Origin of the sequence: Thiocapsa sp., assembly GCF_022340925.1 — a bacterium.
Taxonomy (GTDB): domain Bacteria; phylum Pseudomonadota; class Gammaproteobacteria; order Chromatiales; family Chromatiaceae; genus Thiocapsa.
Window position 1 is genome coordinate 31,012 of the sequence record NZ_JAJDNA010000066.1, and the last position, 14,045, is coordinate 45,056.

The 14,045-nt window shown below is 66.0% G+C and carries 14 protein-coding genes; 4 read left to right on the top strand and 10 right to left on the bottom strand.

All coding sequences use genetic code 11. The features are described from left to right. Position 1: 1 nt before the first annotated feature. The 3 genes from uvrC to LJE61_RS08495 are packed head-to-tail and all read right to left on the bottom strand — an operon-like array spanning position 2 to position 4,528. The gene (uvrC, locus tag LJE61_RS08485) at positions 2-1,867 is read right to left on the bottom strand and encodes an excinuclease ABC subunit UvrC (protein WP_296912693.1); all 1,866 of its coding nucleotides are present in this window, start codon (positions 1,865-1,867) and stop codon (positions 2-4) included. Between the two features lie 48 nt (positions 1,868-1,915). Next, positions 1,916-3,577, bottom strand: coding sequence for a TPM domain-containing protein (locus tag LJE61_RS08490; protein WP_296918064.1), 1,662 nt, complete (start codon positions 3,575-3,577; stop codon positions 1,916-1,918). 54 nt (positions 3,578-3,631) lie between these two features. Next, positions 3,632-4,528 carry a LemA family protein gene (locus LJE61_RS08495; RefSeq protein WP_296912699.1) on the bottom strand — a complete coding sequence of 299 codons (897 nt, stop codon included), beginning with the start codon at positions 4,526-4,528 and terminating at the stop codon, positions 3,632-3,634. A gap of 344 nt (positions 4,529-4,872) precedes the next feature. Here LJE61_RS08495 and LJE61_RS08500 point away from each other — a divergent pair, with 344 nt between their 5' ends. From LJE61_RS08500 to LJE61_RS08510, 3 genes are all read left to right on the top strand, one after another. Next, positions 4,873-5,451 carry a CDP-alcohol phosphatidyltransferase family protein gene (locus tag LJE61_RS08500; RefSeq protein WP_296912701.1) on the top strand — a complete coding sequence of 193 codons (579 nt, stop codon included), beginning with the start codon at positions 4,873-4,875 and terminating at the stop codon, positions 5,449-5,451. 92 nt (positions 5,452-5,543) lie between these two features. Further along, a complete protein-coding gene (locus LJE61_RS08505; RefSeq protein WP_296912703.1) occupies positions 5,544-5,693 on the top strand; it encodes a hypothetical protein in 150 nt (49 codons plus the stop codon). Between the two features lie 283 nt (positions 5,694-5,976). Then, positions 5,977-7,161: a carbohydrate porin gene (locus LJE61_RS08510; protein WP_296918066.1), complete on the top strand. Its 1,185-nt coding sequence runs from the start codon at positions 5,977-5,979 to the stop codon at positions 7,159-7,161. 631 nt (positions 7,162-7,792) lie between these two features. On the opposite strand, the gene LJE61_RS08515 is transcribed toward LJE61_RS08510, so the two are convergent. The 7 genes from LJE61_RS08515 to LJE61_RS08545 form a co-directional block, all read right to left on the bottom strand. Continuing rightward, positions 7,793-8,128 (bottom strand): hypothetical protein, encoded by a 336-nt coding sequence (locus tag LJE61_RS08515; RefSeq protein WP_296918069.1) that lies wholly within the window; start codon positions 8,126-8,128, stop codon positions 7,793-7,795. A gap of 457 nt (positions 8,129-8,585) precedes the next feature. Next, positions 8,586-9,068, bottom strand: a complete 483-nt coding sequence (locus LJE61_RS08520; RefSeq protein ID WP_296914375.1) for an anti-virulence regulator CigR family protein — start codon at positions 9,066-9,068, stop codon at positions 8,586-8,588. A gap of 123 nt (positions 9,069-9,191) precedes the next feature. Continuing rightward, positions 9,192-9,761, bottom strand: a complete 570-nt coding sequence (locus LJE61_RS08525; RefSeq protein ID WP_296914372.1) for a PliI family lysozyme inhibitor of I-type lysozyme — start codon at positions 9,759-9,761, stop codon at positions 9,192-9,194. 255 nt (positions 9,762-10,016) lie between these two features. After that, complete coding sequence (locus LJE61_RS08530) at positions 10,017-10,808, bottom strand: sterol desaturase family protein (protein ID WP_296918072.1); 792 nt, start codon at positions 10,806-10,808, stop codon at positions 10,017-10,019. Next, entirely contained in the window at positions 10,805-11,530 is a 726-nt protein-coding gene (locus tag LJE61_RS08535) for a glycosyl transferase family 2 (protein ID WP_296918073.1), read from the bottom strand. The genes LJE61_RS08530 and LJE61_RS08535 overlap by 4 nt, the downstream gene beginning before the upstream one ends. 305 nt (positions 11,531-11,835) lie before the next feature. Continuing rightward, positions 11,836-12,336 (bottom strand): bacterioferritin, encoded by a 501-nt coding sequence (locus tag LJE61_RS08540; protein ID WP_296918075.1) that lies wholly within the window; start codon positions 12,334-12,336, stop codon positions 11,836-11,838. Positions 12,337-12,428: 92 nt separating this feature from the next. Continuing rightward, a complete protein-coding gene (locus LJE61_RS08545; protein ID WP_296918077.1) occupies positions 12,429-13,472 on the bottom strand; it encodes a cytochrome-c peroxidase in 1,044 nt (347 codons plus the stop codon). 266 nt (positions 13,473-13,738) lie between these two features. Here LJE61_RS08545 and LJE61_RS08550 point away from each other — a divergent pair, with 266 nt between their 5' ends. Further along, positions 13,739-14,044: a hypothetical protein gene (locus LJE61_RS08550; RefSeq protein WP_296918079.1), complete on the top strand. Its 306-nt coding sequence runs from the start codon at positions 13,739-13,741 to the stop codon at positions 14,042-14,044. Position 14,045: the final 1 nt, after the last annotated feature.

Consider the following 14,045-nt stretch of genomic DNA (forward strand, 5'->3'; position numbering starts at 1 on the left):
GTCAGGGCCCCGCGGCGTCCTGGTGAAAGGCATCATAGATCTGTTGTGCCAGTTGCCGGCCGATGCCATCCACGCTGGCGATGTCCTCGACCCCCGCGCGCGCGAGTCCCCGGATGCCGCCGAACTGTTTGAGAAGCCGCTGGCGCCGCCGTGGCCCCACCCCGGCGAGCCCCTCCAACGCCGAGGTGGTGCGCGCCCTGGCGCGCCGCTGGCGATGGCCTGTGATGGCGAACCGATGCGCCTCATCGCGAACCTGCTCGATCAGGTGCATCGCCGGAGAATCGCCCGGCAGTATAACGGGCACCCCCCGCCCCAACAACCAGAGCAGCTCCGTGCCCGGGCGACGCTCCGGCCCCTTCGAAACTCCCACCACCAGGACTCCGCCGACGCCAAGCTCCTGAAGCGCGTCGCCGACCGCGCGGATCTGCCCGCGTCCACCGTCGATGAAGAGGATATCCGGGATCGGAAACTCCCCCTGCTTGACCCGGGTATAGCGTCGGGTCAGTGCCTGACGCAGGGCTGCATAGTCGTCGCCCGGCGTGATCCCTTCGATATTGAAGCGACGGTAATCCGACTTGCGCGGCCCCTCGCCATCGAAGACGACACAGGAGGCGACAGCCCGCTCGCCCTGCGTGTGACTGACGTCGAAGCACTCGATCCGCTGCGGCTGCTCCGCCAGCCCCAGGGCATCACGCAGGGCCTCGACGCGGCGGGCATACCCCGCCTGGCTCCCGAGGCGCGACTGGAGCGCGACCACCGCGTTGCCACGGGCCATCTCGAGCCAGCGCGCGCGCTCGGCTCGCACGCGCCACTTGATCCGCACACGGCGCTCGGCGCGCTCCGAGAGAGCCGTCTCCAGGAGCTCACGCTCCTCGGGCTCCGAGGTCACGATCAGCTCGGGCGGGATCTGCTTGTCCGCGTAGAACTGCGCGAGGAATCCTGAAAGCAGCACCGCCTCGTCGGTCTCCTCGGGGGCCTTCGGGAAGAACGCCTTGTTGCCGAGATTGCGGCCGGAGCGAATGAAGAAGACCTGCACACAGCTGACGCCGCCCGCCTGCGCACAGGCGATGATGTCGAGATCACCGCCTTCCCCGCTCACGTACTGGCGCTCTCGGATGCGACTCAGGGTCGCGATCTGATCACGGAGCGCCGCGGCACGTTCGAACTCGAGTGCACCGGAGGCCTGCTCCATGCTTCGACCGAGCGCCTCGATCACCTCCTCGGCGCGGCCTTCCAGGAATTGGATCGTGTGGGCGACATCCTCCTGGTAAGCCGCGGGGCTCACCAGACCAACACAGGGACCGCTGCAGCGCTTGATCTGATACTGCAGGCAGGGTCGCGAGCGGTTGTTGAAGAAGCTGTCCTCGCACTGTCGAACCGGGAACAGCTTCTGCAGGAGCTGCAGGGTCTCACGGACCGCCCATGCGCTCGGATAGGGCCCGAAAAGGCGCCCCTTCGACTTGCGGGGGCCGCGATAAAAGGCGAGTCGCGGGAAGGCGTCCTGCGTGCTCAGGTAGATGAAGGGGTAGCTCTTGTCGTCGCGCAGCACCACGTTGAAACGCGGGCGCAAGGACTTGATGAGGTTGCTCTCCAGTAGCAGTGCCTCGCCCTCGGTGCGGGTGACGGTCACCTCGATGTCGGTGATCTGATTCACCATGACCTGAAGACGACGCGTCAGGGCGCGGCTGAAATAGCTCCCGACCCGCCGCTTGAGGTTCTTGGCCTTGCCGACGTACAGAACCGTCGCATCCGCGCCCAGCATCCGATATACGCCGGGGCTCTGAGGAATCCGCTCGAGCAGCGCGCGGATAGGCGCACCCGCCCCGGGCGGCTCCACGGGATCGAGATCAGCCGTAGCGTCCTTCATCCCGCGATTAGAGCGCAAACAACCAGCGCGGATCCAGACCGATTCGGTCTAGAGCCGCTGCCCCAGCCAAACCTCCAGCCAGGCCAGCCGCTGCATGTCCGGCTCCGACACGCCCGCGGCGCGGCGCTGCATCTCGAGCGCCCGCTTGCGGTAGCTGTCCCGATCGAGCCCGCGGGCCTTGCGCGCGAGCATGGTGTAGTCGTGCGCCATCAGGGCAAAGGCATAGCCGTCATCGGGGTCGAGCTCGACCGCACGCTCCAGCGCGTCGATCGAGTCCCGGTATTCACCCAGGCGGTAGTGCAGAAACCCGCGCATGTCATGCCCGAAGGGGTCGTCGGGGCGCAGGTCGATGAAACGGCCGATCTCGGCGAGCGCCGTGCGGTACTGAAAGACGCTGTTGACGTTGTAGATGGCCGCATACTTCCAGGTCGCCGCACGCCCCGCGGCGAGCGCCTTCGCCCGCTCGATCAAGGGGCGCACCAGGGCGGGGGCCTGATCGGTGATCACGTTCAGGCGCAGGAGCGCCAGGGCGGCAGCCGGGTCGTCCGGATCCCGGTCCAGGGCGGCACGGAGCTCCGCGATGCGCGCGGCGATCGCCGTATCCTCGGGACAGCGGTAAAGGTCGTCTTCGGACAGAGGCAGATCCTTGCCGGTCGACTGAGTCGCGCGATCCATCATGGCGACATAGGGAAAGGGACCCTGCATGACCTCCCACTTGGGCGATTCGGCCATCACCACGAGACGGCGCTGCCAGACGACATCGAACTTCCAGCCATTGCCGGTGTTACAAAAGAGGAAGGGCGAGTTCTCCCAGCCGTCGATGGCCCCGAACCAGATCACCGCGTGGTCGCCGTCTCGCAGCACCTGATAGTCAGCATCGCGCCAATGCTCCAGCCACCGCAGGGTTTGTCTCGGCGGACGATCGACCGCGCCCATCGCGAGCCGCGTCATCTCGGTATAGACCTCGACGTCGCCCCCCCCGCCTTCGCCCGCCCACTTGGCCAGCATGATCTCCCAGGCCTCCTCGGGACTGCTCGCGCCGCGGTCCGAGCGCGATCCCGCCGCCGGGGCGGCCTCGTGCGGGATGCGCGCGAGCTCGCGCCTGGCCCCCGCACCGCCCGAGAGCAGCCCGGCGTCCGACGCGGCGATCAGGTCGGGGTCGTAGTCGCCCTCCCCTGCGAGCTGTGCCCGCGCCTCCAGCATCTCCATGACGGCGATCAGTCCGGTACCCACGTCCCCGGCGCGGAAGTAGGGGCCGAGCTGCAGGTCCTCCACATAGCCGCTGAAGGCATCGGTGAAGACACCCTCGAGTGCGTAAGCGACCTCCAGCTTGACCTCCTTGCGGTCGTCGACCAGCAATAGCAGGAGGCCGCGACCCTGTTGCCGCGCACCGATGCGCCAGCGGTTGACCAGATCCACGGCCAGGGTCGCGGTGGTATGCCCTGCCGGCAGCGCAGGAATGCTGACGATGAGGGCCTCGATGTGGAACCGCGTCGCCAAGCGATCGAGGTAGCGGTGGGCGCCCTCCTCGTAGTGACGCAGCACGCCGGCGTAATCGAAGAGGGTGCGGTTGTTCTGCGGGCGTGCCTCCAGGGTGAAGGAAGCAAGGCCCTCGGGCCGGCGATCATCGTCCCGATTCAGGATCGTCCATGCCGACGCCGCGCCGAGGATGACGACGGCCATGGACAGCCACGTGAGGGCCTTCCGCATGGGTCAGGATCTCCGTCTCACGACCCGGGATCACGCCGGGGCACCGCGCGGCACTCAGCCCTCGCGCCTGCCGAACGGGTCACTCAGGCCTTGCAGCGCACCGGCCTCGGCCTGGAAATAGGGCTTGGCCTCGAAGCCCGTCTGCGTGGCGATCAGGTTGCTCGGGAAGGTCTGCAGGCGCGTGTTGTAACGGCGCGCGAGCTCGTTGTAGCTGCGCCGCTCAACGGTCACGCGGTTCTCGGTGCCCTCGATCTGGTCCTGCAGGGTCAGAAAGTTTCGGCTGGCCTTGAGGTCAGGGTAATTCTCCACCACCGCGAACAGGCGCGCGAGCGCCGACGCCACCTCGCCCTGCGAGGCCTCCACGGCCTGGATCTGCTCGGCGGTGCGCGGGGCACCCCCGATCGCGCCGCTCACCCGTGCGGCATTCGACCGAGCCTGTGTCAGCGCCTCCAGCGTCGCACGCTCGTGCTCCGTATAGGTCTGGACCGCGTCGACCAGAATTGGGATCAGGTCGAGCCGGCGCTGATAGACGTTCTCGACCTGCGCCCAGCCCGCGTTGACCTGCTCGCGCGCGCTCACAAGGCCGTTGTAGAGGATCGCGAGCAAGGCCCCGACCACCCCGATCACGAACAGCACGGCGATGCCGATCGACAGCGGTCCAAATCGCTTCATGGTGGTGCTCCTTTCCTCGTCGAGTGCCGATAGATCGATCAGCCGCCCATCCGACGGCCAGGAAGTGACGGGCTCCACGGTCTCCATCGACATCCCCGAAGACCCGGCCGGATTGCCGAACAGCCAGTGGCCGGCGAGACCAAACAAGAACGCGACCGCAAAGACGACCAGCAGCGACCAGACCGGCCACCGGCCGCAACGGCGATCGGCGTCTCCGGCGATAAGCCGGTCCTTCGCGAGATTGTGCCCAACCCGCCGCTCGTCCGTTAACTCACTCATTGGCTGTCCTTCCCTGACTCCATGTCCACATTTCCGCCCTGTTCGGAGGGCATCTCGGCGACCTGGAATACATCCTGGAGACGAAACTCCAAGAACCTGTCTGAGCTCCATGAAAATGCTAGCTCGGATGAGCGGGATCGGCAAGGGCGAGGGCCAGATCGCAGGAAGCCCTCGAGCGGGAGCGGCCCGTTCCAAGCCGCTGGAAGAGCGGCATGGGCTGACCGACTCCGAGGCCTGGGCCGCCGCCTTTTGCACCTCGGCGCCTCGGCGTGAGACGATTCCCTGCCCTCAACACAGGCAGGATGCCCTCGATACCCAGGCCCGACCGAATGCGCAAACCGTCCATGTGTTGGATTCCGAATCTGCTGACGCTTTCGCGACCCCTTCTACTCCTCCCGCTGATGTGGCTGCTCACGGTCGGGACGGTCCCGGCTGCCCACTGGCTGGCATTCGCGCTGTTTCTGGCGGCTGCCCTGACCGATGCACTGGATGGCTGGGCGGCGCGCCGCCTGGGCTGTGCGAGCAACCTCGGCGTCTTCCTGGACCCGTTGGCAGACAAGGTCTTCGCCAACGTGCTGCTCATCTTCCTGGCCTCCCGCCTGCCGGAATGGGTGCCGCTGTGGGTGGTGCTGCTGCTGGTCGCGCGCGAGTTCGTGGTGCAGGGTTTTCGCAGCATGGCGCCCTGCGTGGGCGTGGTGATCCGCACCGGGACGCTGAACAAGCTCAAGCTGGTCTTCCAGCTCCTAGCGATCGGCACCGCGCTGGCCGGTCAGGGTTGGGCCGACATGGCGGAGGTGCTGAAATGGGCGACATGGATCGGGCTCGGCCTGGCGCTGGCGAGCGCCTATGTGTCCATGTACACCTTATTGCGAGACAACGCCGACCTTTGGGGTCGCCCATCCGTGCCGATGGAGACCCGCTGAGCGTTCCGCTGCCGCAATGGGGCCGCGGCACGGGCCCTGTCATCGCATCGAGGACCGAGACGCCAGGCTGCCTGGATGCAGCGCGGAACAGCATGACGCCAAGCGCAGCCGGGCTGCGCCAGACCGACCTCAGCGGCCGGCTCCGGGGATATCTCGACCCGCCCATGACGGCCTCCGAGCGCGCGGTAGCGGCGGTCGAGGGATGGATCCTCGGCGTGGGATCGCACACACCGCCCCCCTGAGTCAGTGGGCCGTCCCCTGACGATTGAGCATCGGATCGAATGATTCGGTGGCGGCGTCCCAGCCCTGCCGTTCGGTACATCGTCGCTCGGAACCCGCTCTGCCGCGCAGCAGGACACCGGCTCGGAATATCAACGGGAATGCGAACGAGTTGCAGCTCCGGATGCGAATCGTTATCGTTCGCTTTCACGGCCCCGGACGCAACCCGGGTTCGTCCCGTCTCCGAAAGGATCCCCGATCAACCCGGAGCCGTCAGTCGGCCCGCCGAAAAGATGCGCAGAGAACATGCACGCTTGTAACACCACACGCTTGGCTGGCACCGTGGCGCTGGCGGTGAGCACCGGGGCCGGCGCTTATGACGTCAACGACAAGCTCAGCATCGGCGGCATACTCGCGGCCGTCGGCCAGTGCCAGGAGGTCTCGGCACGGCTGCCCCCCGAGACAGACGGCGAGCCCCCGGGCGACTCGGTCGGCCCGCCGCTCCTGGACGATTCCATGGACGCCTTCGGCAGCGAGTGCCGCGGCGGCATGCCTTTTCAATTGGCGGTGGATTATCACCCCGATGGGGCGAACGAGCTCTTTCTGAGGCTCGGGTTCGCGGTCGACAACGGCCTGAGCAGCGTCTCGCCCTGGGCCCTGGTGCCCTGGGCCGCTGACCTGGAGGATGACGTCGAGGACATCAACGGCCGCGGCCGGGACTACCTGCTCGCCGCCTGGTACAAGCACACCCTCAGCCTCGGGCAAGACAGCACCCTGGGGGCCACCATCGGCATCCTGGATTCGACCGAATATCTCGACGAAAACGCCTACGCCAATGACGAGTACACCCAGTTCATGAACGAGGTCTTCGTGAATTCGGGCAGCTACGGACTGCCGTCCTACGATGCAGGCGCCGCCCTGGAATGGCAGTCCGGACCCTGGTCCGTCAGCGCGGTGGGGATGAATATCGGCGAGAACGAGGACGGCAACAACTCCAACTTCTGGGGTGCCCAGGCCGGTTACGAGGCCAGCACGTCCATGGGCACAGGGAATTACCGCGTCATCGTTGCCGGTGCCTCGTCGGACTTTCTCGACCGCACGGGCACCCGGGAGGAAAGCCGTCTCGCCTGGGGGCTGTCGTTCGATCAGGCCTTCGGTGGGATGGTCGGCGCCTTTCTGCGACTGGCCTGGCAGAACGAGGATGCCGCCGTGGATTACAAGGCGCTCTATTCGGGCGGCCTGAACCTCAGCGGCAGCGGCTGGGGGCGTGAAGCCGACACCATCGGCATCGGCTACGCATACCTCGAAGGCGGCAACGGCGACATCGACCACTCTCAGGTCTTCGAGACCTATTACCGCCTCGGGCTCAATGACTACGTGGGGCTCACCGCGGACGTCCAGTACATGGAGGACGACATCACCTGGCGCGATCCGCGACAGGAGAACCCGAAGGGCTGGATCCTTGGCATGCGTCTGACCGCCGAATTCTGATCGACCGACCAAGGGACAGGAGTCGGTTGCGACAGTCTTCCCTGCCTTCCCAGGGGCTGTCGCCGCATCGCATGTGTCTCTCCCGAAGCTGATTGAACCGATCCGCCGCTTCCCTCCCGCAGCATACGACTCGGTCAGTGCGTCCCGGCGCGCTCGCGGTCTCGTCCGCGGGTCGCAAAAATCAGCCGGTAGCCGATATGCATCTGCCATGGCCTGCACGAGACTCCGGTCGTACCGCCGATGGGACGCACCGCCAGCAGCACCGATCCTGTCGCGTGGGCTTGCAACCCACGCTCAGCCATCGGCACGGAGGCAGAAGATAACAAGAAACAAGGGCCGAGAATGCTCGACGACTCGATCTCGATGCTGCGGTGACCAAGGCATCGGCCGGGTCAGTGTGAGATCCGGGTCAAGGGACAGCCCCGCCTCCGCTCGTGAGAACACGCCGTCAGCGTCTCGATCCGGTATGCTCGTCAATGCCTCGATGCGGGAACGGCAGGCAACCGGGTCGCGGCGCTTCTGAGCTGCGCGCCGCACATCAACCGCACCTCCCAGTCTCTGCTCGACCAGGAGCCTCCCAGAGGAGGGCCTGAAGGGCTGCCCGCGTGGCGAGCAGCCCCACCGATTGGGTTCAGAGATCGTCCTCGTCAGCCTCATAGACATCGATCGTGGTGTCGATGTGGGTCCTGACATAGGCGTGGCCCACCACAAAGCCGGGCTTGAAGACACCATCGAGCCCGAAGACGGCGTTCAGCGTGTCTGCCGCCTGATTGGTCAGCGTCACCGTGACCGCGCGCACCTTGAGCGTACCCGATTCGGTGACCACCGGATCCTCGGTCAACTCGAGTCGAAAGAGGCGAAGACGGTCCACCACGTCCCCGTTCACCGCCGCGATGCCGGTCAATATCGGCTTCTTGCCTGTCGTGTCGATGATGAAGTTGAGCAGGGAGACTTTGGTGCCCGGCACATAAGCGCGGACGGCTTTTGTTCAAGTAATAGGATAGAATTTTCATGGTCACTCGCCCTGGGTTGGAGGCTCGAGTGTCGGTGGGAGGTGGCGTGTCGGGGCGGACGCACGACGGAGGACGAGACTCCGCTCCCTGAGGTGTGCCCGCACCAGGGCCCACAGGTGCGCCGCGATGATCAGCGTGACGAGTCTGCGCGGTCGGCTGGCCGGCGGGTCTCCGTCGCTCCCGTTCGCAGGACCGGTCCCTGTCTCGGACCCTGAACGGCGCTAATAGGCGCCTGTGGGACTTAGCCGTCGCAGTGAGTGTCGGTATCGACGATGGCTTGCGCGTTTTAGCACTGCTCGAAGCCCCCGCCGGCCACCGGCATGATCCGCGACTCCTCGCGGTGAGGTTGATCTGCTCATCCGCGCGCGGCAACTTTGGCCGCGTAGTCGGCCTGCTCGCGCAGGCGCGAATCTACCGCAAGACGTCGAAGAGCACGTCGGCGATCACGGCAGTCGCGACCGCCACGAGAACGAGATCGCTCCCGTAAATGCGCCACTCATACCCGGGATAGCTCGGAAGCTGCGCCAGCATCGGCCGCGGGACTGCCTTCTTCGCGATACCCGGAGGAAGCGGTTTGCCGCGTGCCAGGTTCTTGCGGATTCCCGGCGGGAGCGCGCTATATCCGGTGTAGTGATTCGCAACGGCGATTCGCCGTGCCTGATCAAACCCGATCGAAGCGGAGATCCGTGGTGTCTTGGTCTCCAAGCCGGAGCTCAGGCCCTCGTTGGAGGCCGACGCTTGTACTTTCGCCGGGGGGTAGGCCTGCTGCTGCTTGTGCTCTTGATGTGGGTTTCCTTTTCCTTGCGGCGGCGCGGCTGCTCCTGACAGAGGCGCGAATAAAGCAACCACCAAGGATAGAGTCAAAGCGCCCCCTCGGGGGCGAGTCGAACGCATCGTCGGTACCTCCTTGTTAGTCCGGTCGAAACGGGTGAGCGCAGCGCACTTGAGTCTGCCAGGCAACCGACCATTCTCCTATTGTGATCGGTTTGGCACGCTGCTTCTGGTCTCAGCGATCGGCTACTCGAGCTTCACGCTCCTGTCGATGACGAGCTGCCAGGCCGCTTCGCCCGGCTCCAAGCGGTACTGGAGCTGTCGGATGCCTCCGGTCGGCGCGGCGTTGGTGTTGCCCTCCTCATAGACCGGGAACGAGCGCACCAAGTAGTGCCCCGCGACCGCCAGCTCGTCGTGCCCCATATAGCCCCTACCGTGCACCGGGTCCTCGGCAAGATCGGGCAGATGGATCATGCTCAGGGATTTCTTCTTGTTAGCGGACCAGGCGGCCAGCGACCCGTAGGACCCGCTGCCAGCAGAGGTCACGTAGACATAGACCTCGGGCGAGCCGTCCGCATTGAGATCGGCCACCTCCGCCCCCGTGACGACCCCGTCGACCTCGGCACTGACCGGGGTGTTGTCGATCTCGAGGCCGGAGGGTGTCAGGGTCAGGGTGTTGAGCGAGGCGCCGTTGTCGCAGTGCACCCGAAAGGTGACTCCCTGGAGCTGCAGCGTCTCGTCGTAGGCGTCGAGCGCCCCGGCGGTGGGCGCTCCCAGGGTCAGGGCGAGTAAGAGAGATTCGGGAGCGATTCGCATAGCCGCATTCTTGCGGAAACTCCACCTGTTGGGAAGGCCCTGGGGCGCCCCCGCGTGCCGGATCAGGTCATACTCGAGGCATCTCGCCAGGGTTTTTTTGCGCCGGACCCCGGCCCCGAGGTCCACCGATCGACCATGCTGCTTTGTCCGCCTATTCGTTGCCCAGGGGCTTCGGTGACGACCCGGTGCGACCCCGGGGGAAGCCTGCTTCCACGCGACCCTGGTGGGCTTCCTGACGCCACTCAACCGCTGGCGCTACGAGCGCCTGGTCGGATCTGATTGAGCCGGCTGGAAGGGCAACATGAGCAGGCGCAGCGGGCGCTGCCATTCCGTCTCGCCGAACCGGCCGATGCCAAAGCGGATCGTGCACGCGTCCTCGCGCAGCCGAAAGGACCGAAACAGGCGGTCCCAGAAGGAGAAGATGGTCCCGTAGTTGGAATCGGTCTCCCGTTGGAGCTCGGAATGGTGCACCCGGTGCATGGCGGGCGTGACGATCAGGGGCCGCAGCGCCCGGTCGAGGCCCCCCGGTACGGCCAGGCTGCTGTGATGAAACAGGATGACCGCCACCATGATCGTCTTGTAGAGCACGAGCATCTCGAAGCTCATGCCAAGCGCAATCAGGACGAGACAATTGGCCAGGCTCGACAAGACGATTTCGCCCGGATGAAAGCGCAGAGCGGTGGTGCAATCCATCGCCGGGTCCGTATGGTGCACCCGGTGGAAGCGCCACAAGAGGGGCAGCCGGTGGTTGGCCCGATGCCAGGCGTACATCCACAGATCAAACAGCAGCAAGGCGACGACGACACAGGCCACCCCGCCCAGCCCGAGCCAGTTGCAGAGGCCGAGTCCGCGCTGCGCGGCGAGTTCCGCGGAGGCCATCAGAAGCGGCGCCAACGCGGCACCGACAGCGCCGGCCACAATCGCCAGACCCAGATTGCGCCCGGCATGCGCATAGCGTTCCCGGCCTCGAACGTAGAAGGGCAGGACGCCTTCCAGGGCGAACAGCGTGCCCAGCACGATCATGCCGACCCACAAATCCGGCGTCATGGTTGCTCACCCTGCCGCGAAACGCCACGCTCGTAAAGGGCTGCGAGTCGCTCGGGAGACGCGCCGAGCAGAAAACGCCCGAGCAGGACACCGTTGGCGACCTGCTGTCTCAGCGCGCCGTTGGCCGTGAACCGAAGCGCCGAGGTCGTGACCGCGGAGGTCAGCTTGATGATGCGGCTGCTCCGGCGCACCCGCCGCGCCAGCTCGACGTCCTCGAACAGGGGCCAGGCTGGAAACCCGCCGACCGCGTGATAGACGCTGCGTCGCAGGACCATCGCCTGGTCACCGAAGGTGGTGAGCGGGGATTCGATCCGTGAACAGCTCTCGTAGAGCCTGAGCAGCCAGTGGCGCCGGTCGAAACGCAGGCGAAAGCAGGCCATGCCGACGCTCGGATCTGCGAAGGCGGCCCGGATCGTCTCCCCGGCGCCCGCAGGCAGATCAGTGTCGTCATGGAGGATCATCAGCAGATCGCCCGTGGCCGAGCGAACGCCCTCCGCGCTCTGGGTGCCGCGGCCCCGCCGGGCAGTCAGCAGCCGCCAACCCTCGGGCAGCGCCGGCGGGGACGGCAGCGCGGGCGCGTCGTCCGGCTCCACCACGATCACCTCGCTGGCGACCGCGCGACTCGCGTTGACACGAGCACGCTCTCTGAGCGCAGCGTCGAGTCGCCGCGTGGGGATAACGATCGAGAGCGGCTCCATGGTCGATCCGGTTGCTGCGGGCATGACCGCTCGCGCGGGCCGCCCGGGCCCGGCGTCAGCCCTGCCTGATGGGCTCCAACGACGTCGGCGGAAGCACCAACCTGTCCGATGCCACCATGATCGAGGCGCCCCCGTGCGAACGCAAGCGCGCGGGTTTCTCGTGCGCCGCCGGCTGGAAACCGGCGCAGAGATGAGGTTCGGACTCGGTGTGGCCTGGTCCCGGTTGCGGCGGTCGCCTTGGGACAGGGCGCCGAAACAGCCGGTGCTTCGAGCGCGGGTCCGGGCCCCTCGTTCGGTCGGCCGCGCCTGCAGTTACGCGCGGCTTGGAATCAGTCTGCCGTCTCGCCGCCGCTCGCGGATGCCTTGCTGCGCTCCATCGATTGCAGCACCAGGTAGTTCTCGCCGAACTTCTCGAGGTTGCCGAGCTCGGTGTCATAGCGGTCGAAGTGACGCTCCTCGTCGGCGATAACGCTTTCGAACAGCTGCTTGGAGATCGCATCCGCCTCCGCGCCGCAGTCGATCGCCCAGCGGTTGTAGTCCTCGATGCTCTGCTGCTCCATCGCGGTGGCCGTCTTCAGCATCTCGGTCACGTCCCGGATCGGCTTGACCTCGGCGGCCGCGTTCATCCCCACATCGCCCTTCAGGAACAGGATGCGCTCGGCAAAGCGCTCCACATGACCCATCTCCTCGATCGCGGTTCGCTTGAACAGCGCCGCCATCAGATCGTAGCCCTGGTCGTCGCAATGGAAATGAAAGTACATGTACTGGTGGATGGCGGAGAGCTCGTCTGCAACGGCCCTGTTGAGAAGCTCGATGCTTTTCTCGCGCATGGTGATGCTCTCGATTCTGATCTGCCTCTGGGAAGGTCGATGTCCCTTGCGAGCTCGGAGAGGTCCGCCTCCGGACCTCTCCGATCGGCGCCTCAGAGCTCCGGCTTCGGCGTCTCTGCGGTCTCCACCGGCAGCACGGGATACTCGACCCTGGGCTGCTCGCCGGTCAAGGTCCGCAGGAACTCGGCGATCAAGGCCGTTTCCTCCGCGTTGAGCACCGCGCCGAGCTGGGCGGTGCCCATGACGTCCACCGCCTGCTCGAGATCCCAGACCTGACCCGAGTGGAAATATGGCGCGGTCAGGGCGATGTTGCGCAGGGGCGCGGCGCGGAAGACGTACTCGTCGGACGCGGTCTTGGTCACCTGAAAGCGGCCCTTGTCGTTCGGCGGCAGGATGTCGGCGCCCGGCTTCTTGATCAGGCCGAATGGGAAGTAATCCTGGCCGCCGACGTTGACGCCGGTGTGGCAGGAGGGACAGCCCTTCTCGAGGAACTGCGCCAGCCCGGCCTTTTGTGTCTCGGTCAGGGCCCCGTCGTTGCCCTCGAGCCACTGGTCGAAGGGGGCGTTGGGCGTGACCAGCGTCACCTCGAAGGCCTCAATGGCCTTGGCCATGTTGTCAAACGTCACCGCGTCCGCCTCGCCCGGGAAGGCACGCTCGAAACGTTCCACGTACTCGGGAAGGCTTTTCAGCGTAATCACCACGTTCTCGGGCTGATTGGCCATCTCGACACCGGCCTGCACCGGACCCTTGGCCTGGGCCTTGAGATCCTCCGCGCGGCCGTCCCAGAACTGGGCCTTGTTGAACACGGCGTTCAGCACCGTCGGGGAGTTGCGCGGGCCTTTCTGCCAACCATGCCCGACCGAGGTCGGCAGGTTGTCGTCGCCGCCGGTGCCCAGGTTGTGGCAGGTGTTGCAGCTGATGACGCCGCTGGCGGAGAGGCGCGGGTCGAAGAACAGCATCTTTCCGAGCTCGATCTTCTCGCGCGTGATGGGGTTGTCGTCGACCGCCTGGAGGCCGTAGGGGACTGCCTCGAGCCCGGCGGATTTGGCCAGCTCGCGCAGATCGGCATCGCTCGCGGCGGCTGCGCCGGTGGACAGGGTCAACGCGACTGCGGATGCGAGGAGTGTGGTTTTCATGTGGGTCTCTGCCTCTACTGCCAGTTGTGGTGGTTATAATGAGCGATCACGCCGATCGATGCCGCGCGATGATCGGTCCGGAAATCGGCGTCCCCTAAGCCACTGTGTACTTGCCACGACTGGTGGGAGCATAGCCCTGCGACCAGCCGCGGACAAGGCAGAGGGGACACGCCCGACACATGGGTGACGCATCGCTCGCGCCCCGTTGCAGACTGATGCCTGGCCACCGGGCAGTCCCCGCACAGCTCTTTGAGGATTCGCATGCCATGAAAGCATTCCTGATCACCCCCGACACCCTATCCATCGATGCCGTCGAGATCGATGATCTCGACGGCATTCGGGCGCTGATCGGATTCGATACCATTGCGTCGGACGCCGTCGGTGAGGCAGGCGACCGTCTCTTCTTCGATGAAGAGTGTTTCCTGCGCGGCGCCAGCGGGCGCTTTCAGATCGACCGGGTGATTCCCGTCGCGGGCAAGGGCGTCGTCATCGGCACGGCAGACGACGGTGCCACCTTGCGGGACGTGGTCACAGACGTCGAGGACCTGCGTCAACGCATCAAGTACCTCTAGG